Here is a 25501-nt window from a genome sequence, read left to right as displayed (position 1 = left end):
CACGAGCCTTATCCATGGACAAGAACATCCGCATCCTGATCGTCGACGACTTCTCGACCATGCGCCGCATCGTCAAGAACCTGCTTAACGACCTCAGTTTCTTCAACACCACCGAGGCCGACGACGGCAACACCGCGCTGGTCGAGCTGCGCAAGGCGCCGTTCGATCTGGTGATCACCGACTGGAACATGCCGGGCATGCCGGGCATCGACCTGCTCAAGGCGATCCGCGGCGACGCCGCGCTGGCAAAGATCCCGGTGCTGATGGTCACCGCCGAGGCCAAGCGCGAGCAGATCATCGAGGCCGCGCAGGCCGGCGTGAACGGCTACGTGATCAAGCCGTTCACCGCGGCCACGCTCGGCGACAAGCTGGCCAAGGTGTTCGAGCGGCTGGAGAGCGCGGCGTGAGCAGCGACGACGGTGAGGCCGTGATCGCCGCACCGGCCGGCGACGGCAAGGGCCTGCTTCCGCAGGACCGGCAGGTCATCACCAAGCGCCTGCACGCGGCGCTGTGGGCGCTGGAGCACGACGACCATGCCGGTTGGCGGGCCAACGTCGACGAGCTGATCCAGTGGCGCACCCAGCCGTTCGTGCAGGGCCTGGCCCGGCTCGCCCACGAGCTGGAACTGGCGCTCGGCGAGATCGGCGATCCCGCCCACCATGCCTCGCTGCCCGACGCCTGCGCGCGGCTGGAGCACGTCGTCACCCTGACCGAGACCGCGAGCATGCGCACGCTCGACCTGATCCAGGAATGCAGCGGCCTGCTCGGGCAGCTGTCGATGCAGGACGCAACGCAGGCCGAGACCATTGCCGGCGTCCGCGCGCGCTTGTCGGAAATGACCGCCGCGCAGGGCTACCAGGACCTCACCGGGCAGATCATCCTGCGCGTGGTCGAACTGGTGCGTGCGGTGCAGGCCGGCCTCGGCGACGCGGTCGGCCAGGCACCACCGCTGCAGTTGTCCAACCGCGGCCACGGCCCCGCGGTCGCCGGGCTCGACCCCAAGCCGGCGACCCAGGACGACGCCAACGAACTGCTGTCGTCGCTGGGGCTGTGAGTCGATGAGCGCGGCGTTCGACACAGGCGACGACATCTGCGCCGACTTCCTGATCGAGGCGCGCGAGATCCTCGACCAGCTCGGCGAGCAGATGGTCGCGCTGGAGGGCAACCCGGCCGACCGCGAGTGCCTCAACGCGGTGTTCCGCGGCTTCCACACGATCAAGGGCGGCGCCGGTTTCCTCGACTTCCCGCCGATGGTGGCGATCTGTCACGCGGTCGAGGACCGCCTCAACGTCGCCCGCAGCGGCGAGGTGCCGCTGGATGGCGCCGCGTTCGACGGCGCCCAGCAGTCGCTCGACCTGCTGGTCGACATGCTCGACTGCGTCGCCGCCGGCGAGCCGCTGACGCCGGCCCCGCAAGCCCTGCTCGACGGCCTGCGTGCCGGCACCCGCTCGCCGGCCGAGGTCAGCGCCGCCGTCGCGGCGCCGGTCGACGACAATCTCGACGACCTCGATTTCGAAGCGCTGCTCGACAGCCTGCACGGCTCGGGCGGCACTCCCGGCGCGACGCCGGCGCCCGATGTTGCCGTCGCGCCGACGCCCGCCGCCGCTCCGCCAGCGGCACCGGCACCCACGCCGGCAGCCGCGCCACGCAAGCTCGCCACCGCCGCACATGTGGACGACCCGACCGTGCGCGTCGACGTCCGCCGGCTCGACGCGATGGTCAACCTCGTCGGCGAACTGGTGCTCGCGCGCAACCGCCTCAAGACCATCCGCCCGCGCCTGCGCGACGACGAGCTCGACCGCGCGGTGACCACCCTCGACGCCGCGACCTCGCGCCTGCAGTCGGCGGTGATGACCGCGCGCATGCAGCCGGTCGGGCGGGTGTTCTCGCGCTTCCCCAAGCTCGCCCGCGACGTCGCCCGGCAGCTTTCGAAGAACGTCGACTTGGAAGTGCTCGGCGCCGAGACCGAACTCGACCGCAACCTGGTCGAGGCGCTGTCCGACCCGCTGGTCCATCTGGTCCGCAACGCGATAGACCATGGCATCGAGAGCCCCGAGGTGCGCGCCGCCGCCGGCAAACCCGAGCAGGGCCAGGTGCGCCTGAGCGCGCAGCAGGAAGGCGACCACGTCGCGATCGAAGTGCGCGACGACGGCGCCGGCATCGACCCCGACAAGATTCGCGACAGCGCCCTGCGCAAGGGCCTGATCGACCCCGAGGCCGCCGCGCGGCTGTCGGGCGATGAATGCCTGCAACTGATCTTCCTGGCCGGGTTCTCGACCCGGGCGGAAGTCAGCGACCTGTCCGGCCGCGGCGTCGGCATGGACGTGGTGCAGTCGAAGATCCGCGAGCTGTCCGGCGAGGTGCAGATCTTCTCCGAGCCCGGCCGCGGCAGTCGCTTCCTGATCCGGGTGCCGTTGACCCTGGCGATCCTGCCGACGTTGCTGGTCGAGATCGACGGCGACGTCTATGCGTTGCCGCTGGTGCGCGTGGTCGAGGTGCTCGCCCACGGCCCCGGCGTGGCGATGCAGGTCGACGGCCAGACCGTGCTCGACCTGCGCGAACAACCGGTGCCGCTGCTGTCGCTGCGTGGCTGGCTGGGACTGGCCGAGACGCCGTTGTCGCAGTCGACCGCGGTGGTGCTGCAGTCGGGCGAGCAGCGTTTCTGCCTGGCCGTGGACAGCGTGCGCGGGCGCGAGGAAGTCGTGATCAAGGCGCTGCCGCGCACTCTGCGCGGCCTGGCCGGCTATGCCGGTGCCAGCCTGATCGGCGACGGCCGCATGGCCCTGATCCTCGACGTCGACGCGCTGTACCGCACCGGCGTGCGCGGCGGCCGTTGAGCCGCCACGCCTCAAGAATCCCCACCCGCAACCGTTAATTCGAGCAATGGACAGACTCAGCGTAATCGGTGCACTGCTGGCGGTTGGTGCCCTGCTTGGCGGCAGCGTGCTCAAGGGCGCGGGCCTGTCGGGACTGTGGTCGCCGGCGGCGTTCGTGATCGTGGTCGTCGGCACCGTTGCCGCGATCCTGTTGCAGACCCCGATGAAGACGTTCAAGCGCGCGCTGAAGATCGTGCGCTGGGTGTTTCAGCCGCCCGCGCACGATCGTGTCGCGGTGATCGCCAAGATCGTCGAATGGAGCGGCACTGCACGCCGCCAGGGCCTGCTCGGGCTGGAGGCGGAAGTGCAGAACCAGCCCGATCCGTTCCTGCGCAAGGGCCTGCAGATGGTGGTCGACGGGGTAGAGCCCGAGTCGGTGCGGCAGATGCTGGAGATAGAACTGCACGGCCAGGCCCGCAGCGACCTCGATGCGGCCAAGGTGTTCGAGGGCATGGGCATCTACGCGCCGACCCTGGGCATCATCGGCGCGGTGCTCGGCCTGATGGCGGTGATGAAGAACCTGGCCGACCCCAGCATGCTCGGCCACGGCATCGCCGCGGCGTTCACCGCGACCATCTACGGCATCGGCATCGCCAACCTGGCGATGTTGCCGATCGCCAGCAAGCTCAAGGGCCTGATCCACCACCAGACCAGCGAGCGCGAGATGATGGTCGAGGGCCTGATCGCGATCGCGCAGGGCGAGAACCCGCGCAACATCGAGGCCCGCCTCAACGGTTTCGTGCATTGACATGGCGCGCCGGCAACACCACGAGGAGCACACCAACCACGAGGCCTGGGCGATTCCCTATGCCGACCTGATGACGTTGCTGCTGGCCTTCTTCGTGGTGATGTACGCGATCTCCTCGCTCAACGAGGGCAAGTACCGGGTGCTGGCCGACGCGCTGTCGTCCGCGTTCGGCGGCCAGCCGCGGGCGATCCGGCCGATCCAGCTCGGCGCGACCCAGTTGCGCGGTTCGTCGTTCGACCGGCCCTCGCTGCAGACGCCCGACTCCAAGAACGGCCCCGCCGCGGCCAGCCCGATCAACGCGCCGCGGATGCTGCAGGTGCTCGACATCCCGACCTTCGGCCACCAGGCACGCGCCACCCCGGCGGACTCCACTTCGGCCGCCAGCGACGCCGCGCGCGCGCAGGCGCGCCAGCACGAACAACTGCATTCGATCGGCAAACGCATCCAGGACGCGCTGTCGGACCTGGTCCGGCAGAAGCTGGTGACGGTGCGCCGGGCCAACGCGTTCCTCGAGGTGGAGATCCAGAGCGACATCCTGTTCGCCAGCGGCGCGGCCGCGCCGAGCCCGCTGGCGATCGACACCGTGCGTCGGCTCGCCCAGATCCTGCGCGACGAGCCCAACGCGGTGCGGGTGGAGGGCTACACCGACAACCAGCCGATCCACACCGTGCGCTTCCCGTCCAACTGGGAACTGGCGGCGGCGCGCGCCGGCAACGTGGTGCACGAACTGGTCGCCGCCGGGGTCGCGCCCGACCGCCTGGCCGTGGTCGGCTACGGCGAACACCAGCCGGTCGCCGACAACGCCACGATCGAGGGTCGCAACGCCAACCGGCGGGTGCTGCTGGTGATCCTGGCCGACCCGCTGGGGCCGGACGCGGTCACCGATCCATTGCCGCCGCTGATCGCCGGCGAAGCCCCCGCGACCGCGCCCGCTGGCGACGCCCGCGCGGTCACCGAACTCGCGCTGCCGACCGTCGTTTCCGGCAGCACCTCAAGTCTTGGAGCTCCCTGACATGCAGACCTGGGCGATCGCCAACCAGAAGGGCGGGGTCGGCAAGACCACCACCTCGCTGTGCCTGGCGCGCGAGCTGGCCGCCAGCGGCGCGCAGGTGGTGCTGGTCGACCTCGACCCGCATGCCTCGCTGACGCGGGCGTTCGGGATCCCGACCGACCCGCCGCCGGCCGGCAGCCACGACCTGTTCGCCCACAACGGCAGCACCGAGCTGCGCGCGCTCGCCCGCGGCACCGAAATCGATGGTCTGCTGCTGGTCGCCGCACAACCGGCGCTGGCGACGCTGGAGCGCCGCGGCGCGACCCAGCCCGGCCTCGGTCTCGCGCTGCAGCGCGCACTGCACGCGGCGCGCGGCGGCTTCGACTACGCCGTGCTCGATTGCCCGCCGACCCTCGGCCTGCTGATGGTCAATGCGCTGGCCGCGGCCGACCGCCTGGTCGTTCCGACCCAGACCGATCCGCTGGCCTTGCACGGCCTGACCGACATGCTGCGCACCGCCGACATGGTCGAACGCTCGCGCCGGCGGCCACTGCCGCGGCACATCCTGCCGACCCTGTACGACCGCCGCACCCGCTCCGGCGTCAACAGCCTGGAGCACCTGCACGACCGCTACGAAGGCCTGGTCTGGCCGCGCGCGGTGCCGATGGACACGCGCCTGCGCGACGCCGCCGCGCTGACCGCGGCGGAAACCCCGAGCGGCCGTGGCGCCGACGCCTACCGTTCCGCGCTGGGCTGGCTGCTCGACGCCCAGCCGTTGCGACAGGAGGCCGCATGACTGTCGGCTCGCCCGTGGTCGACGCCTACCTCGACGAGTTGCTGGCCGACGTGGGCGTGGCCGATGTCGAGCCTTTGGTTGCCGCAGTGGCGGCAGCGCCGCCGGCCGTCACTGCGCCGGCGGCGATCGCCGCGAACGTCGCCGCCAGCATCGCGGTCGCGGCTCCCGTCCCGGTGCCCGTCGCCAGGGAGGCCCGCCCGGCAGTCGCCGACACCACCGCCATCGGCACTCCGGCCCGCGCGGTCACCAGCAGCAGCCGCTGGCTGCGCGTCGGCATCGGTCGCGACCACTACGCGTTCGAGTTGCTGCGGGTGCAGGAAGTGGTGCGGGTCGCGCCGATTGTCGCCATGCGCGGCGCCAGCAACGCGGTGCTCGGGGTGATGAACCTGCGCGGCCGGATCGTGCCGGTGTTCGACCTGGGCCGCTGGCTCGATGGCGCCGACGTGGTGACCAGCGAACACTCGCGGATCGTCGTGGTCGAGCGCGACGACGAGCTGATCGGGGTGCTGGTCACCGTGGTGGAGGACGTCGCCACCCTCGGCCGCGAGCACATCGAACCGCCGCTGGCCGGCAGCGCGCCCGGCGCGATCGTCGGCATCGCCCGCGTCAACAAGGTGCCAACCGTGCTGCTCGACGCGAACGCGCTGTTCGATTGAGCGCCGCTAAAGTCGCGGCCCCACCCGCCGTTAACTTTCTCGATACCCCTCGGCCGCGCCGTCATGAACCGACTTTCCCTGCAATCCGATCTCGGCATCGAGCACGTCGCCGAGCTGCAGGCCGCCCTGCTGCCGCACCTCGACGACGACGCGCCGCTGCAGCTGGCGGGCGACCAGGTCCAGCGCGTCCATGCCGCCGGGCTGCAGTTGTTGCACGCCTTCGTCCGCGACCGCGCCAGCGCCGGCCGCAGCACCGTCGTCACCCTCGCCTCGCCGACCCTGGCCGATGCCGCCCGCGCGCTGGCGCTGGCCGCCAGTCTCGGCGTCGAAGCCCCAACCGGAGACCCTGCGTGAGCGCCAACCTGCTGATCGTTGATGATTCCACCTCCATGCGGCAGATGGTCGCGTTCGCGCTGTCGTCGGGCGGCTACACAGTGCGCGAGGCCGAGGACGGCCAGGCCGCGCTCGACATCGCCAAGACCGCGAAGTTCGACGCCGTGGTCACCGACGTCAACATGCCGCGGATGGACGGGATCGAGCTGATCCGCCAACTGCGCACGCTGCCCGCCTACAAGTTCACCCCGCTGCTGATGCTGACCACCGAGTCCGGTGGCGACAAGAAGATGGAAGGCAAGGCCGCCGGCGCCACCGGTTGGCTGGTCAAGCCGTTCGACCCCGAGCAGCTGCTCGCCACCGTGCGCAAGGTGCTCGGCTAAGCGATGGACATCACCCAGTTCCACGCAGCGTTCTTCGAGGAGAGCCGTGAGGGCCTGGACGCGATGGAGTCCGGCCTGCTGGGCCTGGAGCACGGCAGCAACGCCGACACCATCAATGTGATTTTCCGCGCCGCGCATTCGATCAAGGGCGGCGCGGCGACCTTCGGTTTCGGCCGGGTCACCGACCTGACCCACCTGCTGGAAACCCTGCTCGACGAGGCCCGCGCCGGCACCCGCACGCTCGACGGCAACGCCATCGGCGTGCTGCTGCAGGCGGTCGACGTGCTGCGTGGCCTGCTCGCCGCGTACGAGGACGGTGGCGACATCGAACAGTCGATCGACACCGCCGCTCTGGCGCAGGCGCGCGCCGGCCTGGAGCAGATGTTGAGCGGCACCGCGGCCGCCGCGAGTACCGATGTGGCTACCGTTGCACCAACGGGTGGCGACGGCTGGCGCATCGACTTCCGCCCGCACCCATCGATGTTCATGAGCGGCAACGACCCGCTCAGGATCCTGCGCGAACTGCAAAGCCACGGCGCGTTCGATGCCACCTGCCGCGACGACCGCCTGCCGCCGTTCGCCGAACTCGACCCGTTCGAGGCGCACCTGGCGTGGGACTTGATGTTGCCCGGCAGCGTGCCGCGCGGTGCGATCGACGAGGCCTTCGCCTGGGTCGAGGACCAATGCGAGCTGTCCGTCGAAGCGCTGGCACCGCCAGTCCGCGCCGTCGACACTCCGGCCGCACCGGCCGCTGCGGTGGCCGACGAAACCGCGGGCGCGCCCGCGCGCCGCGCCAGCGATGCCGAGACCTCGATCCGCGTCGCCGTCGCCAAGGTCGACGCGCTGATCAACCTGGTCGGAGAACTGGTCATCACCCAGGCGATGCTGCGCCAGCAGTCGGAAACCCTGGACCCGGCCGCCAACGAACATTTGCTCGCCGGCCTCGGCCAGCTCGAGCGCAACACCCGCGACCTGCAGGAAGCGGTGATGAGCGTGCGCATGCTGCCGGTCGAGTTCGCCTTCAGCCGCTTCCCGCGGATGGTCCGCGACCTCGCCACGCGGCTCGACAAGAAAGTCCGGCTCAAGACCCAGGGCGAGGCGACCGAGCTCGACAAGGGCGTGATCGAGAAGATCGTCGACCCGCTGGTGCACCTGATGCGTAACGCGATCGACCACGGCCTGGAGTCGCCGGCCGAGCGCATCGCCGCCGGCAAGGACGAGACCGGCACTATCAGCATGAGCGCGGCGCACCAGGGCGGCCACATCATCATCGAGGTCGGCGACGACGGTAAGGGCCTGGACCGCGAGCGGATCCTGCGCAAGGCCGCCGAGCGCGGCCTGCCGCTGCCGGCCGAACCGACCGACGCCCAGGTCTGGGACCTGGTGTTCCACCCCGGCTTCTCCACCGCCGACGCGCTGACCGACCTGTCGGGCCGCGGCGTCGGCATGGACGTGGTCAAGAGTAATATCATTGCCCTCGGCGGCCAGGTCGAGATCCGCAGCGCCAAGGGCGTCGGCACCACCGTGTCGATCAGGCTGCCGCTGACCCTGGCGATCCTCGACGGCATGTCGGTTGCGGTTGGCGACGAGGTCTTCATCCTGCCGCTGAGCATGGTGGTCGAGTCGCTGCAGCCCGGCCCCGGCGAGATCAAGACGATTGCCAACGACACCCGGGTGCTGCGCGTGCGCGACGACTACCTGCCGTTGCTGAACCTGCGCGAGCAGTACCGCCTGCCCCATCCCGACGACGGCGAGGCCGCCGCCAATGCCGCCACCGGCGCCGCGGCCCGCCCGCCGATCGCGGTGGTGGTCGAAAGCGACGGCCGCAAGCTGGCGCTGGAGGTCGACGAACTGCTCGGCCAGCAGCAGGTCGTGGTCAAGAACCTGGAAACCAACTACCGCCGCATCCCCGGCGTATCCGGCGCGACCATCCTCGGCGACGGCCGGGTCGCGCTGATCGTCGACGCCGGCGGCCTGGCGCTGCCGGCCGCGGCCTGACCACCTGGACGCACACTCCGCGGCGACGCCCCGTACCAAGGACCCACGCATGAACGACACCGCCAGACCCGCACCGCGCGCTTCTTCCAGCCAGTCCTACATGGACAGCGACGCCGCCACCGACGAGTTCCTGACCTTCGCCCTCGGCGAGGAGGAATACGGCGTCGACATCCTCAAGGTGCAGGAGATCCGCGGCTACGACGCGGTCACCCGGCTACCCGACGCGCCCGACTACATCAAGGGCGTGGTCAACCTGCGCGGCACCATCGTGCCGGTGATCGACATGCGCATGAAGTTCCGCCTGGCCAAGGTCGAATACACCGCGATGACGGTGATGATCGTGCTCAACGTCGGCGGTCGGGTGGTCGGCATCGTCGTCGACAGCGTGTCCGACGTGGTGCGGCTGGGCGGCGAGCAGATCCGCGACGTGCCCGAGCTGGGCGCGGCGATCGACCGCCAGTTCCTCACCGGCATCGGCACCCTGGACGAGCGCATGCTGATCCTGCTCGACATCGAGCGGCTGATGACCAGTGCCGAGATGGGCCTGGTCGCCGAGGCGCTGGCGGCGTAAGAAGGCAGCCGCGCGTGCCTGCATCCGCCGAGGCACTCCGTTTTTTGTAGGAGCGGCTTCAGCCGCGATCTGGAGTCGGCGCGAGCGAACGATTTCCGATCGCGGCTGAAGCCGCTCCTACAAGAGCCCGGAACACACCAAAAAAAACGCGCCCAGGGGCGCGTTTTCTTTTGCCGGATGGCGGGCTACTCAGAGCGAGAAATCCAACCGCACCTTGCCGCGGCCGCCGCCCGGGGCGAACGCCCACTGTTTGACCGCGGTCACCGCAGCCTTCTCGAACGTGCGAGTCGGGCGCGCGGTCACCACCGACACGCTTTCGACCTTGCCGGCGGCGTTGACGGTGAACTCCATCTCGACGAAGCCCTCGGTGCCGGAGCGGGCGGCATCGGCGGGGTATTCGGGCTCGACCCGCTTGATCGGCTTGAGGTCGGGCTGGGCCTGGGCCGGCATCGCGAATGCCAGCGACAACGCGACGGCGATGAGGATCCGGGAACGGTACATGGGTAACTCCTGCAGGGAAGGAAACGGGTATACGGGTGTGCCCCTTGCATCGGCCGCGTCGACGGATTCTTGCGTGCAAGATCGCAAAACTGCGATGGACGCCACATTTGCGCCGACAGCGTCCGCATTGGGCAAAGATCCGCATGGCGGTCGCCCTAAAGTTTCCGGCGGCCACGCCGATCCTCAGGAGAGTCGACCCACGCCGGGTCCACCACTGCCCGAGGTCCCCATGTCCAACCGCCTTCCCTCCTCCCTGCTCGATCAGGCGCTTGCGCCGGCGACGCGATTGATGGCGCGGTTGCGCTTCAGCCAGAAGGCATTGGTGATCGGCGCGTCCTTCATGCTCACCTGCGGCGTGCTGGCCGGCATCCTGATGACCCGCTCGGTCGCCGAGATCAACGCGGTGCAGCAACAGCAGGCCGCGGTCGAAGGCCTGTCGAAGCTGCACCATTCGATGCTGGCGATGCAGAAATACCGCCAGCTGGCGACCCGGGTCGCGGCCAAGGACGACGTATCCGCACAGACCCTCGCCAGCACCGCTAGCCTCGCCGGCGAAGAGCTGGCCGCGGCCTCCAAGTGGGCCGCCGATGCCCTGCCCGAGGCGCCGTTGCAGGCGCCGATGCAGCAGGCGCAAGCGGCCTGGGCCACCGCCAGCGCCGAGTTCTCCGACCCCGCCGCGGCGATGGACGCGCGCAACGCCGCGATCCGCCAGGTACGCGAATTGATGGGGCTGGTCGCCGAACACAGTGGCCTGTCGACCTCGCAGGACGCGGCAACGCTGTACATGGGCCGCGCCGCCAGCGAATGGCTGCCGACCCTGGCCGAGTACACCTCGCAGCAGGGCGCGGTCGGCCTGCGCGTGCTCGGCGAGGGCACGATCTGGGTCGAGGACCGCACCGGCCTGGCGGTCTCGCGCAACATGCAGAACTTCCTGCGCGAGAATATCGAACTGGAAGTCGCCAACGCCCGCGAAGCGATGCCCGAGCTGGCCGCCAGCATCGGCAAGCCGCTGGACACCGCGCTCACCGCGATGGGCAAGCAGAACGACGCGATCCAGACCCACGTGCTCGACGCCGCATTGCCGGAGTTGCCGGTCAAGGTGATGGCCGCGCGCGAGGACGCCACCCGCCTGGCGATGGCCGCGGCGCTGGTCGCCGCCAACCGTTCCACCGCCAACGCCGCCGCCGCCGAGATCGGCCGGCTGCAGGCGCAGACCGCCGGCACCGCGATCGTGGTGCTGCTGGTATTGCTGCTGTCGGTGTACCTGTTCCTCGGCTTCACTCGTAGCACCCGCACCTCGCTGCGCAAGATCCAGGACGCCGCCGAGGCGATCGCGATCGGCCAGTTCCCGGAAGGGGTGCATGTCACCAGTCGCGACGAGCTGCGCGACATCGCGGTCAGCCTGGAAGGCGGCGTCGCCAGCCTGCGCGGCTTCGCAGAGGCGCAGCGCACGCTGTTCGACGCGCACCAGGCCGGCGAGATCGACGAACGACTCGACACCGAAGCGTTCCCCGGTTCGTTCGGGGTGATGGCCGACGAGATCAACACCCTGGTCGCGTCGCACATCGCGGTGAAGATGCGGGTGGTCGAGATCGTCAGCGCGTACTCGCGCGGCGACCTGTCCGAGGACATCGAACGCCTGCCGGGCAAGAAGGCCCAGATCACCGCGGCGGTCGATGGCGTCAAGGCCGGCATGCAGGCCATGACCAGCGAGATCCAGGGCCTCGTGGAGGCTGCCGTTTCCGGTGACTTCAGCCGCCGCGGCGATGCCGAACGCTTCCAGTTCGTCTATCGCGAAATGATCGAAAGCCTCAACGCGCTGATGGAAAGCGCCGACCGCGGCCTCGACGAGGTCGGCAGCCTGCTCGCCGCGGTGGCCGAGGGCGACCTCAGCCGCGAAGCCGATGCCGACTTGCCGGGCCAGTTCGGCGAACTGGCGCGCAACGCCAACGGCGCGGTGCGCCAACTCGCCACCGTGGTCGGCCAGATCCGCCAGGGCAGCGATGCGATCAGCGCCGCCGCCGGCGAGATCGCCGCCGGCAACAACGACCTGTCGCAGCGCACCGAACAGCAGGCCGCCTCGCTGGAAGAGACCGCCTCGTCGATGGAGGAACTGACCTCGACCGTGCGCCAGAACGCCGACAACGCGCGCCAGGCCAACCAGTTGGCGATCGGCGCGGCCGACGTCGCCGAGCAGGGCGGCCGGGTGGTCGGCCAGGTGGTGCACACGATGAGCGCGATCAACGAGTCCTCGCGCAAGATCGGCGACATCATCGGGGTGATCGACGGCATCGCGTTCCAGACCAACATCCTCGCCCTCAACGCCGCGGTCGAGGCCGCGCGCGCCGGCGAGCAGGGTCGCGGTTTCGCGGTGGTCGCCGCCGAGGTGCGCTCGCTGGCGCAGCGTTCGGCCGGCGCCGCCAAGGAGATCAAGCAGCTCATCACCGACTCGGTCGGCAAGGTCGAGGAAGGCAGCAGCCTGGTCGACCAGGCCGGCAAGACGATGGGCGAGATCGTGACCAGCGTGAAGCGGGTGACCGACATCATCGCCGACATCTCAGCCGCCTCGCAGGAACAAACCAGCGGCATCGAGCAGGTCAACCAGGCGATCCTGCAGATGGACGAAGGCACCCAGCAGAACGCCGCGCTGGTCGAGGAGGCCTCGGCCGCCGCCCGCAGCCTGGAGCAGCAGTCCGGGCACCTGGTGCAGACGGTCTCGGCATTCCGGCTGGACGCGCAGCACGACGCCCAGGGCCCGGCGATCGCGGTCAGCCGCGTGGCCGTCAGCCGCGTGGCCGAGCCGGCGCCCGCAAGCGCGCCGCGCAAGCCCGCGCGGCCGGCGCCCGCCAAGGCGGTTGCCAAGTCCACGGCCAAACCTGCACGGGCGCGGGCCAACGGCAGCGACCAGCACTGGCAGGAGTTCTGATCCGCGTCCCTCCCGCCCCGCTCCAATCCGGTCACCACCCAGGACGCCCGCACCGTGCAGCATGTCCCGTTGCCCCGCTTCGCCGACCACGCCGGTGCTCCCTGGAGCGGGATCGGCAACGACTTGCCGAGTGATATCGCGGTCAGCGGCGAGGAATTCGACGACGTGGTGTCGCTCGCCGCACGACTGCTCGACGCGCCGATCGTGGTGCTCGGCATCGGCCACGGCGACGACAGCCGGGTGATCGCGCAGCATGGCCTCGGGCCGGCGACCGCCGCGGACAATGCGCTGTTGCGGGCGACCGGCACGGAGCTTCCGCGACTGCTGGTGGCCGACGCCGGTGCCGACGCGCGCTTCCGCGACGATCCGATCATCGCCGGCGAGCCCGGGATACGGTTCTTCGCTGCGTTGGCGATCACCGGTGCCGATGGTCACTGCATCGGCACGCTCGCCATCGCCGATACCGTCGCCCGCACCGGCCTGCCCGGCGACGGCGAGCAGGTCCTTGAGCGACTGTCGCGGCTGGCCGCGCGCTTGCTGGAACGCCGGCAATTGCAACGCCGCAACCGCATCGCCGCGCAGATAATGCAGGCCGACTTCAGTGCGGTGGTGGTGATCGACGGCAGCAACAGCGTGGTGTTCGTCAACCGCGCGGCCGAGGCCCTGTTCGGCGGACGCGCGCGCGGCATGCGCGGGATGCCGATCGAGGCGCTGTTCGCCGCGCACCTGCAACCCGACCCCGCCGCGGCCGAGGCCTGGTTGCGTGGCGAGTCGGGGCCCAACGCCGAGCTCGGACCGTTCAACCTGCAGGTGCAGGGCCGCGGCCAGGAGTTGCGCACGCTGGAGGCCGCACGCTGCGCCTGGCCGCTCACCCAGGGCCAGGGCGTGGCCCTGGTGTTGCGCGACATCACCCAGCGCCTCGCCCAGCAGGAACACCTGCGGCGCATCGCCATGGTCGACGCGTTGACCGGCCTGCCCAATCGCAATGCCCTGGTCGAAGTGCTCGACACCTACCTGCAGTCGGGCATGCACAGCCTCGGCCTGGTGCTGTTGGGGCTGGACAACTTCAAGGCGGTCAACGACACCCTCGGCCATGCCAATGGCGATGCCGCGCTGCAGGCAGTGGCCGAGCGCCTGCGCACGGTGCTGCCGGAAGACACGGCCGTCGCCCGTTTCGGTGGCGACGAGTTCGCCATCGTCTATCCGGAGGTTGACGCCGACGCACTGGAACAACGCGTCGCCAACCTGGTCGCCAGCGACCGCCCGCCGTTCGAGGTCAACGGCCACAGCATCCACCTGGATGCCAGCATCGGCCTGGCGGTATTCACCCACGGTGACGACGGCGCCGCGATCGCCGCCAACGACCTGGTCGCACGCGCCGACCTGGCGCTGTACAAGGCCAAGGCCAACGGTGGCCGCCAATACTGCCGGTTCGAACTTGGCATGCGCCGCGAGATCAACGCCCGGCGCATGCTCGACCTGGAACTGCGCCGCGCCCACGTGCAGGGCGAGTTCGAGTTGCATTACCAGCCGCAGATCGACCTTGCCAGCGGCACCACCGTCGGTGCCGAGGCGCTGCTACGCTGGCGCCATCCGCAGCGCGGGCTGTTGCTGCCGGTCGATTTCATCGAGGCGCTGGGCGCCAGCCCGGTCGCCGCCGATGTCGGTCGCTGGATCCTGCGGCAGGCCTGCCACGATGCGGCGCGCTGGCCGAAGGTCGACGGCCGCGAGGTCGCGATCAGCATCAACCTGTTCCCGGTGCAGGTCACCAACGGCCGGCTGCAGGACGAGGTCGAGCAGGCGCTGGCCGACAGTGGCTTGCATCCCTCGCGACTGGAGCTGGAGATCACCGAGAACATCGCACTGCGTCCCGGCGACTTGGCTTCGCGCTCGCTCGGAACGCTGCGCGAGCGCGGGGTGCGGCTGGCGTTCGACGATTTCGGTACCGGCTATGCGTCGCTGTCGATGCTGCAACGCTTCCGGATCGACCGGGTCAAGATCGACCGCTCGTTCGTGCGCGACATGCTGGCCAACCATGGCGATGCCGCGATCGTGCGATCGATCATGCTGATCTCGCACAACCTCGAACTGGAGGTGATTGCCGAGGGTGTCGAGAACGTCGACCAGGCCGAATTGCTGCACACTCTCGGATGCCAGGGGGCGCAGGGGTTCCTGTACGCGCCGGCGTTGGCGGCGTCGGCCTTCGACGCCTGGCTGGCGAGCGAACCGCGGGCGATCCCGGTGTCGAGCCAGGAATGCCAGCATGGCTGAGTCTGCCCTCGTCCACCGTCTTCCCACGCCGCGCTGCTCCGCCGGCGACCATCCGCGCAGCGATGCAGCCGCGCGCGATTTCGCGTTTGACGACCGCGACTTCCGCCGGGTCTCGCAGCTGATCCACGCGCGCGCCGGCATCAGCCTCAGCGACCACAAGCGCGACATGGTCTACAGCCGGCTCGCGCGCCGCGTGCGCGCGCTTGGCCTCGACCGCTTCTGCGACTACCTCGACGCGCTGGAAGCCGACGACGGACCCGAATGGGAGGCGTTCGTCAACGCACTGACCACCAACCTGACCTCGTTCTTCCGCGAGGCCCACCATTTCGATGCGCTGGTCGAACACCTGCACGCCGCCGGCGACGAGCGCTTGACGATCTGGTGCTGCGCCGCCTCGACCGGCGAGGAACCCTATTCGATCGCGATCGCCGCCTGCGAGGCGTTCGGCAGCCTGGCCCCGCCGGTGCGCATCCTCGCCACCGACATCGATACCAACGTGCTGCAGACCGCTTCCGCCGGGGTGTATCCGCTCGAGCGCATCGCCGCACTGTCGGAGCAGCGCCGGCAAGCCTACTTCCAGCGCGGCAGCGGCCCCAACGCCGAGATGTGCCGGGTGCGTCCTGCGCTGCAGTCGCTGGTGGCGTTCCGCCCGCTCAACCTGCTCGATTCCGACTACGGCCTGCGTGGTGGCTTCCACGCGGTGTTCTGCCGCAACGTGATGATCTATTTCGACAAGCCGACCCAGTACGCGGTGCTGAGCCGGATCGCGCCGCTGCTGGCGCCCGGCGGGCTGCTGTTCGCCGGCCATTCGGAAAGCTTCGGCCACGCCCAGGACCTGGTCGTGCCGTGCGGCCGGACCACCTACCGGGCGGCGCCAGCCGCCACCGGGGCGCGTCGATGAATGCCGCGCTGCCGCTGGCCGAGGCCGTCCCCGGCCGCTACTACGACAGCACCCTGCAGACCGAGGCGATCAAGCTGCTGCCGGCCGATTACGTCGCCACCGACGAGCCGGTGGCGCTGGTCACCCTGCTCGGCTCGTGCGTGGCCGCGTGCCTGTACGACTCCGCGATCCGGGTCGGCGGCATGAACCACTTCATGCTGCCCGGCGACGATGGCGACAATGTCTGCGCGCGTTACGGCGTGCATGCGATGGAACTGCTGATCAACGACCTGCTCAAGCGCGGCGCGCGGCGCTCGCGCTTGCTGGCCAAGGTGTTCGGCGGCGGCAACGTGCTCAGCGGCTTCCACACCGACCCGATCGGCACCCGAAACGCGCGCTTCGTGTTGAAGTACCTCGCCGACGAGCGCATTCCGGTGATGGCGCAGGACCTCGGCGACATCCACCCGCGCAAGGTCTGCTTCTTCGCCCAGACCGGTCGAACCCTGGTCAAGCGCCTGCCGGCGACCCGCGACAACGAGATCGCCAAGGTCGAGCGCGACTACTACGGCAGCCTCAACCGGGCACCGGTCAGCGGCGGGGTCGAGCTGTTCTGACATGGCGGCGATGGTGAACGTGTCCGGTTCCAACGCGCCGCGGCCGGTGCGGGTGCCGGTCAGGGTGCTTGTTGTCGACGACTCGGCGCTGGTGCGCAAGCTCATGACCGAGCTGCTCGCCGGCGACCCCGACATCGAGGTGGTCGGCGCCGCCGCCGACCCGTTCATCGCCCGCGACAAGATCAAGCAGCTCGCCCCCGACGTGCTGACCCTCGACGTCGAGATGCCGCGCATGGACGGGCTGACGTTCCTGCAGAACCTGATGCGGCTGCGGCCGATGCCGGTGGTGATGGTGTCATCGTTGACCGAACTTGGCGCCGCGGTGACCCTGGATGCGCTGAGCCTGGGCGCGGTCGACTTTGTCGCCAAGCCAAAGCTCGATGTGGCGCGCGGGCTGGCCGAATACGCCGACCTGTTGCGCGAGAAGGTCAAGCAGGCCGCGCGCGCGAACGTGATGCCGTTGTCGCCACGGCAAACGCCGCCGCGCAGCGCCGGCTTCCGCCACTACAGAACCACCGACCGCCTGCTCGCGATCGGCGCCTCCACCGGCGGCACCGAGGCGATCCGCCACGTGCTCGCGGCGATGCCGGCCGATGCGCCGGCGATCGTGATCGCGCAGCACATCCCGGCGGCGTTCAGCGGCAAGCTCGCCGAACGCCTCGACAGGCACAGCCGCATGACCGTGGTCGAGGCGGCCGATGGCCAGCAACTGCTGGCCGGCCACGCCTACCTCGCCCCCGGCGGTCGCCACCTGCGGGTACAACGCAACGGCGCACGTTGGCAGTGCCGGCTCGACGACGACGAGCTGGTGCGCGGCCACCGGCCCAGCGTCGACGTGCTGTTCGAATCGCTGGCGAAGCAGGCCGGTGACAATGCCAGCGCGGCGCTGTTGACCGGCATGGGCGACGACGGCGCGCGCGGACTGCTGGCGTTGCAGGCGGCCGGTGCGAGCACGATCGCCCAGGATCGCGCCAGCAGCGTGATCTGGGGCATGCCCGGCGCCGCGGTGGCGCTCGGTGCCGCGCAGCAGGTGCTGTCGCTGGAGTGCGTCGCCGACGCGCTGTTGGCGCCGCCGTCGCGCTAAAGCAAGCGGCCGACGTGCCGTTATCTAGCTTGAACGTCACCGACCGAGAGCTGCGATGGATTCCCGCGTACTGATTCGCCTGGCAGCGCCCCTTGCGCTCACCGTTTTCCTGCTGGCCGCCGAACTGGCCGGCTGGCCCGGCGCCGTCCGCTGGGGCGCGCTGGTGGCCATGACGCTGGCGTGGCTCGGCTTCGCGTGGTTCGCCTACCGCCCCGGCCAGGGCTCGGCAATGCTGCGCGAGCAGAGCCGCCTGCTGGACGAGCTGCGCAACTTCGTCGGCTCCGAGGTGCAGGGCTCGCGGACCGAGATCGAACGCACCCGCGAGCTGATCCGCGAGTCGGTGGCCAAGCTTGGCGGCAGTTTCGAGGAGGTCAATCGCAAGTCGCGGGCGCAGAGCGAGGTGGTCGCGCGGATCATCGACCGCACCGGCGACGACACCGGCGGCGGCGTCGATGTCCACCAGTTCGCGCTGCAGGCCAGCCAGAAGATGGAGCAGCTGGTCGAGGCCTTGGAAGCCGTCGCCGGCCAGAGCGGCAACACCGTGACCCACATCGACGCGATGGCCGACCACCTGGATGGCATCTTCGCGCTGCTGGAGGACGTCAAGTCGATCGCCGACCAGACCAACCTGCTGGCGCTGAACGCGGCGATCGAAGCGGCCCGTGCAGGCGAAGCGGGTCGTGGCTTCGCGGTGGTCGCCGACGAGGTGCGCAACCTGTCGGAGCGCTCGACCGCGTTCAACGAGCAGATCCGCAAGCTTGCCCACAGTTCCAAGGATGCGATCGCCAAGGTCCGCGACACCGTCACCACGATGGCCTCGCGCGACCTGGACCGTTCAAGGGGAGCCCGCGCCGAAGCCGCGGCGATGCTGGAGCGGGTGGACGGCATCAACCGCGGCCTGGGCAACGGCATGCGCGAGATCGCCGAATGCGGTCGCGCGATCGACGGCTCGGTCGCCGAGGCGGTGCGTTCGCTGCAGTTCGAGGACATCGCCACCCAGGCGCTTGGCGCGGCGACCGTGCACCTGGAACGGCTCAACGCGATCAATGCCGAAGCCACCGCGCTGCAGCGACTGCTGCACGGCGACCATCGCGACAGCGACGTGCAGCAAGCACTGAAGAGCCTGGTACAGCGCATCGGCCAGATGCGCGGCGAGTGGGAACGTCCGCCGCACAAGCCGGTGATGCAGCAATCGATGGATGCCGGAAGCGTCGAGTTGTTCTGAGTTTCCCGGGCGCTTCGCGCTCTTGTAGGAGCGGCTTTAGCCGCGATCGGATTACCGGTCGCCCGCGCCGATTCAAGATCCCGGCTAAAGCCGCTCCTACAGAATCAGCCTCTGGCACACTGCGCGCATGCCACCGCCGAGCCCCGTCGCCCTCTTCGTCATCGCCCTGCTGTCGGCGCTGGTCGGCGCGGCGATCTGCTACCAGCTGGTGTGCCGGCGCAAGCTGCGGATCGACAGCGACACCGTCGCCCGCCAGCGCGCCGAGCTGCGGGCCATGACTCGCCGCATCATCACATTGCAGGAAGACGAGCGCACCGCGTTGTCGCGCGAACTGCACGACGACATCGGCCAGGCGATCACCGCAATCAAGCTGTGTGCGCAGGCGCTCGACGACGAGGACGACAGCCGCCGCGCCGCCACCGTCGCCGAGATCTCCGCGATCGCCGACCAGACCGTGATCAAGCTGCGCAACCTGTCGCTGCTGCTGCGCCCGCCGCAACTCGATGCACTGGGACTGGAAGCGGCACTGCGCTGGCAGGCTGGCGCCCTGTTCCGTTCCGATCGGCCGGAGCTGCGGCTGTCATTGCAGCCATTGCCGCAACGACCGAGCCCGGCGGTGGAGCTGGCCTGCTTCCGGATCGCCCAGGAAGCGCTGACCAATGCGTTGCGCCACGCCGATGCGCAACGGGTCAGCGTGACCCTGTCGGCAACCGGCGACCGGATCGAGCTGCGGATCGAGGACGACGGCAGCGGCTTCGATGCCGGCCGCACCCACGGCCTGGGGCTGGTGACGATGCGCGAGCGTGCGCAACAGCTGGGTGGACGCTTCGAGGTCGAAGCGGGCGCCGATGGCGGCACCCGGGTGTCCGCAAGCCTTCCGATGCGGGAAGCAGCTGACTCCGTGGCGACACCGCTCTTGTAGGAGCGGCTTCAGCCGCGATCGACAGTCGGCGCGAGCGAACGATTCAGATCGCGGCTGAAGCCGCTCCTACAGGTACACCGGTCGCGCGCTAGGCGTTGCCAACGCCGCCACGTCGCCACGCCGCCAGCAGTACCGCGGTGGCGGCGGCGACGTTGAGGCTTTCGACCGCTCCGCTGCCGGGGATCGACAATTGCAGGTCGCAACCGGCTGCCAGGCCACGGTCCATGCCCTCGCCCTCGGCGCCGAGCACGTACACCAGTCGCCCGGGCAAGTCGGTGGCGAACAGGTCGGCGCCTCCTTCGACCACGGTCGCGGCGAGGCTGAAGCCGGCGTCGCGCAACTGCACCAGCGCCGCGTCGCGCGGCATCCGCACCATCGGCACGGCCTCGGCGCCGCCCTCGGCGACGCGCGCGGCGGCGCCCGACAGCGCCAGGCTGGAATCGTCCGGCAACAGGATCGCGGCCACCCCGAAGTGCGCGGCCGAGCGCAGGATCGCGCCGAGGTTGTGCGGGTTGCCGACGCCGTCGAGCCAGATCGCGCATTGCGGGCCGGCCGGCAGCGCGCCCAGCCAGTCGGCCAGCGCCTGCGGGGGTTCACGCAGCACGTCGGCGACCACGCCCTCGTGGTGCGAGCTGGCGGCGAGCTTGCGCAGGTCGTCCTCCTCGACCACGCGGTAGCCGACGCGGTTGGCCGCGCACCACTTCAGCAGCGGTTGCAGTACCGCGATGCGAGCCTGGCCCAGGTACAGCTTGCGGATCGCTTCGGGCCGGCGCGCGAACACCGCGCGCACCGCGTTGAGTCCATACATCCGCAGCTCGCGCGCGGGCTGGGTTGGCGCCTCCGGTTGATCGAGCGGCCGCGGCGGCCGCGGTGGCCGGCCACGTTCACCGACCGGCGCCGGCGGTCGCGAACCGCCGCGAAAACGTCCGTACGGATCAGCGGCCATTGTCGGTCAGCGGCAGGTCGGGCTCCGGCAGGTCCGGCTCCAGGCCGACGTCGCGCCGCTCCCAGTAATGCGCATTGCGGATCCCCAGCGCTTCCGGATCGAATTCGTAGTCCACCACCCCGAGCTTCTTCTGACGTTCGTAGTCACGCAGCGCCAGCAGCGCCGGCTTCTGCAGGATCACGATCGCGACCAGGTTGAGCCACGCCATCAGGCCGACGCCGATGTCGCCCAGCGCCCAGGCGCCGCCGGTGGTGCGCAACACACCGACGAACACCGCGCCGATGATCGTCAACCGCAGCAGCAGGATCAGCCACGGCCGATGCACCTTGCGGTTGATGTAGGTGACGTTGGTCTCGGCCATGTAGTAGTAGGCCACCACCGTGGTGAAAACGAAAAACAGCAGCGCCACCGCCACGAAGCCCGCGCCCCAGCCGGGGAACACGCTGTCGACTGCCGCCTGCGGGAAGTCGGGGCCGGCGACCGCACCCTCAAGCCCCTGGAACAGGAAGCCGCCGGCCGGGTTGGCGACGTTGTACATGCCGGTGCCGAGGATCATGAACGCGGTCGCGCTGCACACCAGCAGGGTGTCGACGTAGACCGAGAACGCCTGCACGTAGCCCTGCTGCGCCGGGTGCTGGACCTCGGCCGCGGCCGCCGCGTGCGGGCCGGTGCCCTGCCCGGCCTCGTTGGAGTAGATGCCGCGCTTGACGCCCCATTCGATCGCCAGTCCCAGCATCGCACCGAAGCCCGCGTGCACGCCGAACGCGCTCTCGAAGATCAGCGCGAACATGTCGACCACGTTCTCGGGATTCAGCGCCATGATCACGAATGCGACCAGGATGTAGGCCACCGCCATGAACGGCACCACGACCTCGGCGAAAGTGGCGATGCGCTTGACCCCGCCGAAGATGATCAGTGCCAGCGCGATCGCGATGCCCGACGCGATCAGCAGCGGCGGCAGCCCGAAAGCGTTCGCCATGCCGGTGGCCAGGGTGTTGACCTGCACCACCGGCAGCAGGAAGCCGCAGGCGATGATGGTGACCATGGCGAATATCCAGGCGTACCACTTCTGCCCCATCGCCTTCTCGATGTAGTAGGCCGGGCCGCCGCGGAAACGCCCCTGCGGGTCCTTCTCCTTGTAGATCTGGGCCAGGGTGCATTCGATGTACGAGGTCGAGGCGCCGAGGAACGCCATCACCCACATCCAGAACACCGCGCCGGGCCCGCCGAACGCGATCGCGGTGGCGACGCCGGCGATGTTGCCGGTGCCCACGCGCCCGGCCAGCGACATCGTCAGCGCCTGGAACGAGGACACGCCGGAGGCCGACGATTTGTTGTTGAGCATCAGCCGGAGCATTTCCGGCACGCCGCGCACCTGCATGAAGCGGGTGCGGATGGAGAAGTACAGGCCAAGCCCCAGGCACAGCGCGACCAGCGCCATGCTCCAGATGACCGCGTTGAGCGAGTTGATCAGGTCTTCCACGGGCGGGGCTTCCTCGGAGCGGGCAACAAGACCCGCACCTTAACCGGATTTGACCCGTCGCGAAAAACCGCGACGGCACGCCGGCCCCTGTAGGAGCGGCTTCAGCCGCGATTTGAAGTCAGACGAGCGACCAACCATCCGATCGCGGCTGAAGCCGCTCCTACAGGAACACCGTCGTCAGGCGTTCCTACCCGCCTGCGGCGTCTCCGCCTCCAGCTTCTCCAGCTCGTGGGCGACCGCGTCGGGCGAACGGGTGTACTTCGCCAGCAGCACGTAGAACGCCGGCACGATGAACAGCGACAGCAGCGTCGAGAACGCGACGCCGAAGATCACCACCACGCCGATCGTCGCGCGGCTGGCCGAGCCCGGGCCGCCGGCGATCACCAGCGGCAGCGCGCCGGCGATCGTCGCGATCGAGGTCATCAGGATCGGCCGCAGACGCACGCCGGCCGACTCGACGATGGCCTCGTGGATGTTGCGGCCCTGGTCGCGCAGCTGGTTGGCGAACTCGACGATCAGGATGCCGTTCTTCGCCGCCAGCCCGACCAGCATGACGATGCCGATCTGGCTGAACAGGTTCATCGTGCCGCCGGTCAGGGCCAGTCCGATCAACGCGCCGAGCACGCCCAGCGGCACCGTCAGCATGATCGTGAAAGGATGGATGAAGCTCTCGAACTGCGCCGCCAGCACCAGGTACACCACCAGCAGCGCCAGCGCGAAGGTCAGCATCACCGCGCCGCCGGCCTTCAGGTACTCGCGCGACTGGCCCTTCCAGTCGACCTGGGCATGCTCGGGCAACTCCTGCTGCACTACCTGGTTGACCCACTCGATCGCCTCGCCGAGCTCGTAGCCCGGCTCCAATCCGGCGCTGATCGTGATCGCCCGCTGGCGGTTGAAGCGGTTGAGGCTGCCGGCTTCGGCCAGCTCGGTCATCGTCACCAGGTTGGACAGCGGCACCAGGCCGTCGCGGCCCTGCACCTGGATCGCGGTGAGGTCGGCCGGACTCGCGCGATCGGCGGCGGCGGCCTGCACGATCACGTCGTACTCCTCGCCGTCCTGCACGAAGGTGGTGACCCGGCGGCCACCCATCATCGTCTCCAGCGCATGGCCGATGTCGGACACGCTGACCCCGAGGTCGGCGGCGCGCGCGCGGTTGATCTGCACCCGCATCTGCGGCTGGGTTTCCTTGTAGTCCGAGTCGATCGAGAACAGCCCGGGGTTGCCCTCCATCCGCGCGACCAGGGTGTCGCGCCACTGCGCCAGCTCCTCGTATTCGAGTCCGCCGAGCACGATCTGCAATGGATCGCCGCGGCCGCCGACCAGGCCCGAGCTGACCCGCGGATTGGCGCGCACGCCGGTCAGTTCGCCGAACTCGGCGCGCAGCGACTCGACCACCTCGTCGGTGCTGGCCTCGCGAGCCGCCCAGTCGTCCAGGAACACGATCACCCGACCGGTATTCATCTCGCTGACCCCCCAGCCGCCCGGCACTCGGGTGTTGTAGCGCAGGATCGGCGCATCGCCGCCGGTGCGCTCGGCGAAGATCTCCTCGACCTGCTTGACCTGCGCCACGGTGTAGTCGAAACCGGCGCCCTCGGGGCCGACGATCGAGACCGAGAACACGCCCCGGTCCTCCGGCGGCGCCAGCTCCGACGGCACCAGCTTGAACAGCACCACGCTCAACGCCACCGCGAGCAGCAGCAGTCCGCCGAACAGCCACGGCCGCTCGACGCTGCGGTCGAGCCAGCCCTTGTACCCCGTGCCCAGCCGGTCCAGCCGCGCCGACACCCAGCGATGGGCGAAGTTGGATTTCTCCTCGCGGTGCGGACGCACCAGCTTTGACGACATCATCGGGGTCAGGGTCAGCGCGACGAACGCCGAGATCGCGACCGCGCCGGCCAGCGCCACCGACAGTTCGCGGAACAGGCGCCCGGTGCTGCCTTCCATGAAACCGATCGGGAGGAACACCGAGATCAGCACGGTGGTGGTCGCGATCACCGCGAACGCGACCTGCCGTGTTCCACGTCGCGCCGCGACCAGTTTCGGCTCGCCGAGGTCGGCGCGACGCTGGATGTTCTCCAGCACCACGATCGCGTCATCGACCACCAAGCCGATCGATAGCACCAATGCGAGCAGCGTCAGCAGGTTGATCGAGTAGCCGAACGCGTAGAGGGGAATCAGCGCCGCGACCAGGCACACCGGCACCGTCAACGACGGGATCAGCGCGGCGCGGAAGCTGCCCAGGAACAGCCAGATCACCAGCACCACCAGCGCGATCGCCTCGATCAGGGTCATGTAGACGCGGTCGATCGACGCTTCGATGAACAGGGTGTCGTCGTAGGCGACGAAGATGTCCATACCCTCAGGCAGGGTCTGCTGGATCAGCTCGGCCTCGGCGCGCGCGGCGCGGGCGACGTCCAGCGAGTTGGCGGTCGAGGTCTTGACGATGCCGAGGCCGACGTTGGGCTGGCCGTTGCTGCGGTAGTACTCACGGCGGTCGGCCGAGGCCAGCTCGACCTTGGCGACATCGCTCAGGCGCACCACGTAGCCGTCGGCGCCGGTGGCCAGCGGAATGTCGGCGAAGTCGGCCGGTTCGCGATATTCGCGGGCCACGCGCAGGGTGAAGTCGCGTGACTCCGACTCCAGCCGGCCGGCCGGCAGCTCGACGTTTTCGCTGCGCAGCGCGTCCTCGACGTCGCTGACGGTGATGTCGCGCGCGGCCATCGCGCCGCTGTCGAGCCAGATCCGCATCGCATAGCGCTGCTGGCCGCCGATCCGCACCTGGGCGACGCCGTCCATGCTCGACAGCCGGTCGACGATGTAGCGTTCGGCGTAGTCCGACAGCTGCATCGCGTCCATCGTGGTGCTGCTCATGTTGAGCCAGATCACCGTCTCCGAATCGGAGTTGGCCTTCTCGACTTCCGGCGGGTCGGCCTCGTCGGGCATGCGGTCGGCGACGTCGCTGATCGCGTCGCGGACATCGTTCGCCGCTGCTTCGATGTCGCGTTCCAGGCTGAATTCGATGTTGACCGAGGCGCGGCCGTTGACGCTGGTCGACTCCAGCGTCTCGATGCCTTCGATGCCCGACAGCGCGTCCTCCAGCAACTGGGTGACGCGGGTCTCGACCACCGCCGCCGAGGCGCCCGGGTAGGTGACGCTGACCGACACGATCGGCGGATCGATCGCAGGCAGCTCGCGCAGGGTCAGGCGCGAGAACGCCATGATGCCCAGCACGATCAGCAGCAGGCTGATCACGGTGGCGAACACCGGGCGGCGGATCGAGAGGTCGGAGATGTTCAT

Annotated in this window: 22 protein-coding genes and 1 pseudogene; 19 read left to right on the top strand and 4 right to left on the bottom strand. The window is 69.6% G+C overall.

The features are described 5' to 3' along the window. Positions 1-14 precede the first annotated feature (14 nt). The 11 genes from cheY to SNE34_RS13095 all read left to right on the top strand — a co-directional run bounded on the left by cheY (position 15) and on the right by SNE34_RS13095 (position 9352). A complete protein-coding gene (gene cheY, locus SNE34_RS13145; RefSeq protein WP_332617965.1) occupies positions 15-407 on the top strand; it encodes a chemotaxis response regulator CheY in 393 nt (130 codons plus the stop codon). Then, positions 404-1054, top strand: a complete 651-nt coding sequence (locus SNE34_RS13140) for a protein phosphatase CheZ (RefSeq protein ID WP_332617963.1) — start codon at positions 404-406, stop codon at positions 1052-1054. Before cheY ends, SNE34_RS13140 begins: the two co-directional genes overlap by 4 nt. 4 nt (positions 1055-1058) lie before the next feature. Then, positions 1059-2837: a chemotaxis protein CheA gene (locus SNE34_RS13135; RefSeq protein WP_332617961.1), complete on the top strand. Its 1779-nt coding sequence runs from the start codon at positions 1059-1061 to the stop codon at positions 2835-2837. Positions 2838-2883: 46 nt separating this feature from the next. Beyond that, the gene (locus tag SNE34_RS13130) at positions 2884-3624 is read left to right on the top strand and encodes a flagellar motor protein (protein WP_332617960.1); all 741 of its coding nucleotides are present in this window, start codon (positions 2884-2886) and stop codon (positions 3622-3624) included. A gap of 1 nt (position 3625) precedes the next feature. After that, positions 3626-4636 (top strand): flagellar motor protein MotD, encoded by a 1011-nt coding sequence (motD, locus tag SNE34_RS13125; protein ID WP_332617958.1) that lies wholly within the window; start codon positions 3626-3628, stop codon positions 4634-4636. A gap of 1 nt (position 4637) precedes the next feature. After that, the gene (locus SNE34_RS13120; protein ID WP_332617956.1) at positions 4638-5411 is read left to right on the top strand and encodes a ParA family protein; all 774 of its coding nucleotides are present in this window, start codon (positions 4638-4640) and stop codon (positions 5409-5411) included. Then, positions 5408-6067, top strand: coding sequence for a chemotaxis protein CheW (locus SNE34_RS13115; protein WP_332617954.1), 660 nt, complete (start codon positions 5408-5410; stop codon positions 6065-6067). The genes SNE34_RS13120 and SNE34_RS13115 overlap by 4 nt, the downstream gene beginning before the upstream one ends. Positions 6068-6130: 63 nt before the next feature. Continuing rightward, on the top strand, positions 6131-6421 hold the full coding sequence (locus SNE34_RS13110; RefSeq protein WP_332617952.1) for an STAS domain-containing protein: 291 nt from the start codon (positions 6131-6133) through the stop codon (positions 6419-6421). Beyond that, a complete protein-coding gene (locus SNE34_RS13105) occupies positions 6418-6783 on the top strand; it encodes a response regulator (RefSeq protein WP_332617950.1) in 366 nt (121 codons plus the stop codon). Before SNE34_RS13110 ends, SNE34_RS13105 begins: the two co-directional genes overlap by 4 nt. 3 nt (positions 6784-6786) lie before the next feature. Continuing rightward, positions 6787-8781: a chemotaxis protein CheA gene (locus SNE34_RS13100; protein ID WP_332617949.1), complete on the top strand. Its 1995-nt coding sequence runs from the start codon at positions 6787-6789 to the stop codon at positions 8779-8781. A gap of 100 nt (positions 8782-8881) precedes the next feature. After that, the gene (locus tag SNE34_RS13095; RefSeq protein ID WP_332618205.1) at positions 8882-9352 is read left to right on the top strand and encodes a chemotaxis protein CheW; all 471 of its coding nucleotides are present in this window, start codon (positions 8882-8884) and stop codon (positions 9350-9352) included. Positions 9353-9541: 189 nt separating this feature from the next. Here SNE34_RS13095 and SNE34_RS13090 read toward each other — a convergent pair whose 3' ends face one another. Further along, positions 9542-9853, bottom strand: a complete 312-nt coding sequence (locus SNE34_RS13090; protein WP_332617947.1) for an energy transducer TonB — start codon at positions 9851-9853, stop codon at positions 9542-9544. Between the two features lie 229 nt (positions 9854-10082). Between SNE34_RS13090 and SNE34_RS13085 the strand changes: the two genes are divergently transcribed. From SNE34_RS13085 to SNE34_RS14840, 8 genes and pseudogenes are all read left to right on the top strand, one after another. After that, complete coding sequence (locus SNE34_RS13085) at positions 10083-12779, top strand: methyl-accepting chemotaxis protein (protein WP_332617945.1); 2697 nt, start codon at positions 10083-10085, stop codon at positions 12777-12779. Between the two features lie 69 nt (positions 12780-12848). Beyond that, positions 12849-15050 carry a putative bifunctional diguanylate cyclase/phosphodiesterase gene (locus SNE34_RS13080; protein ID WP_332617943.1) on the top strand — a complete coding sequence of 734 codons (2202 nt, stop codon included), beginning with the start codon at positions 12849-12851 and terminating at the stop codon, positions 15048-15050. Then, positions 15043-15951 carry a CheR family methyltransferase gene (locus tag SNE34_RS13075; protein ID WP_332617941.1) on the top strand — a complete coding sequence of 303 codons (909 nt, stop codon included), beginning with the start codon at positions 15043-15045 and terminating at the stop codon, positions 15949-15951. Before SNE34_RS13080 ends, SNE34_RS13075 begins: the two co-directional genes overlap by 8 nt. Continuing rightward, positions 15948-16544: a chemoreceptor glutamine deamidase CheD gene (gene cheD, locus SNE34_RS13070; protein WP_332617939.1), complete on the top strand. Its 597-nt coding sequence runs from the start codon at positions 15948-15950 to the stop codon at positions 16542-16544. Before SNE34_RS13075 ends, cheD begins: the two co-directional genes overlap by 4 nt. Positions 16545-16554: 10 nt before the next feature. Continuing rightward, positions 16555-17628: a protein-glutamate methylesterase/protein-glutamine glutaminase gene (locus SNE34_RS13065; RefSeq protein ID WP_332618204.1), complete on the top strand. Its 1074-nt coding sequence runs from the start codon at positions 16555-16557 to the stop codon at positions 17626-17628. Between the two features lie 55 nt (positions 17629-17683). Beyond that, entirely contained in the window at positions 17684-18853 is a 1170-nt protein-coding gene (locus tag SNE34_RS13060) for a methyl-accepting chemotaxis protein (RefSeq protein ID WP_332617937.1), read from the top strand. Positions 18854-19091: 238 nt separating this feature from the next. After that, positions 19092-19460: pseudogene (locus SNE34_RS14845) on the top strand (sensor histidine kinase); the annotation flags it as partial. Positions 19461-19469: 9 nt separating this feature from the next. After that, a complete protein-coding gene (locus SNE34_RS14840; protein ID WP_425604546.1) occupies positions 19470-19775 on the top strand; it encodes an ATP-binding protein in 306 nt (101 codons plus the stop codon). 88 nt (positions 19776-19863) lie between these two features. Here SNE34_RS14840 and SNE34_RS13050 read toward each other — a convergent pair whose 3' ends face one another. The 3 genes from SNE34_RS13050 to SNE34_RS13040 all read right to left on the bottom strand — a co-directional run bounded on the left by SNE34_RS13050 (position 19864) and on the right by SNE34_RS13040 (position 25501). Continuing rightward, positions 19864-20721, bottom strand: coding sequence for a TrmH family RNA methyltransferase (locus SNE34_RS13050; protein ID WP_332617932.1), 858 nt, complete (start codon positions 20719-20721; stop codon positions 19864-19866). Then, a complete protein-coding gene (locus SNE34_RS13045; RefSeq protein WP_332617930.1) occupies positions 20711-22204 on the bottom strand; it encodes an alanine/glycine:cation symporter family protein in 1494 nt (497 codons plus the stop codon). Before SNE34_RS13045 ends, SNE34_RS13050 begins: the two co-directional genes overlap by 11 nt. A 177-nt stretch (positions 22205-22381) precedes the next feature. After that, positions 22382-25501 (bottom strand): efflux RND transporter permease subunit, encoded by a 3120-nt coding sequence (locus tag SNE34_RS13040; RefSeq protein ID WP_332617928.1) that lies wholly within the window; start codon positions 25499-25501, stop codon positions 22382-22384.

The organism is Novilysobacter erysipheiresistens (assembly GCF_036663935.1).
Classification (GTDB): domain Bacteria; phylum Pseudomonadota; class Gammaproteobacteria; order Xanthomonadales; family Xanthomonadaceae; genus Novilysobacter; species Novilysobacter erysipheiresistens.
The sequence above is the reverse complement of the archived record's forward strand: the minus strand, read 5'-3'. Positions and strand labels throughout refer to the sequence as shown.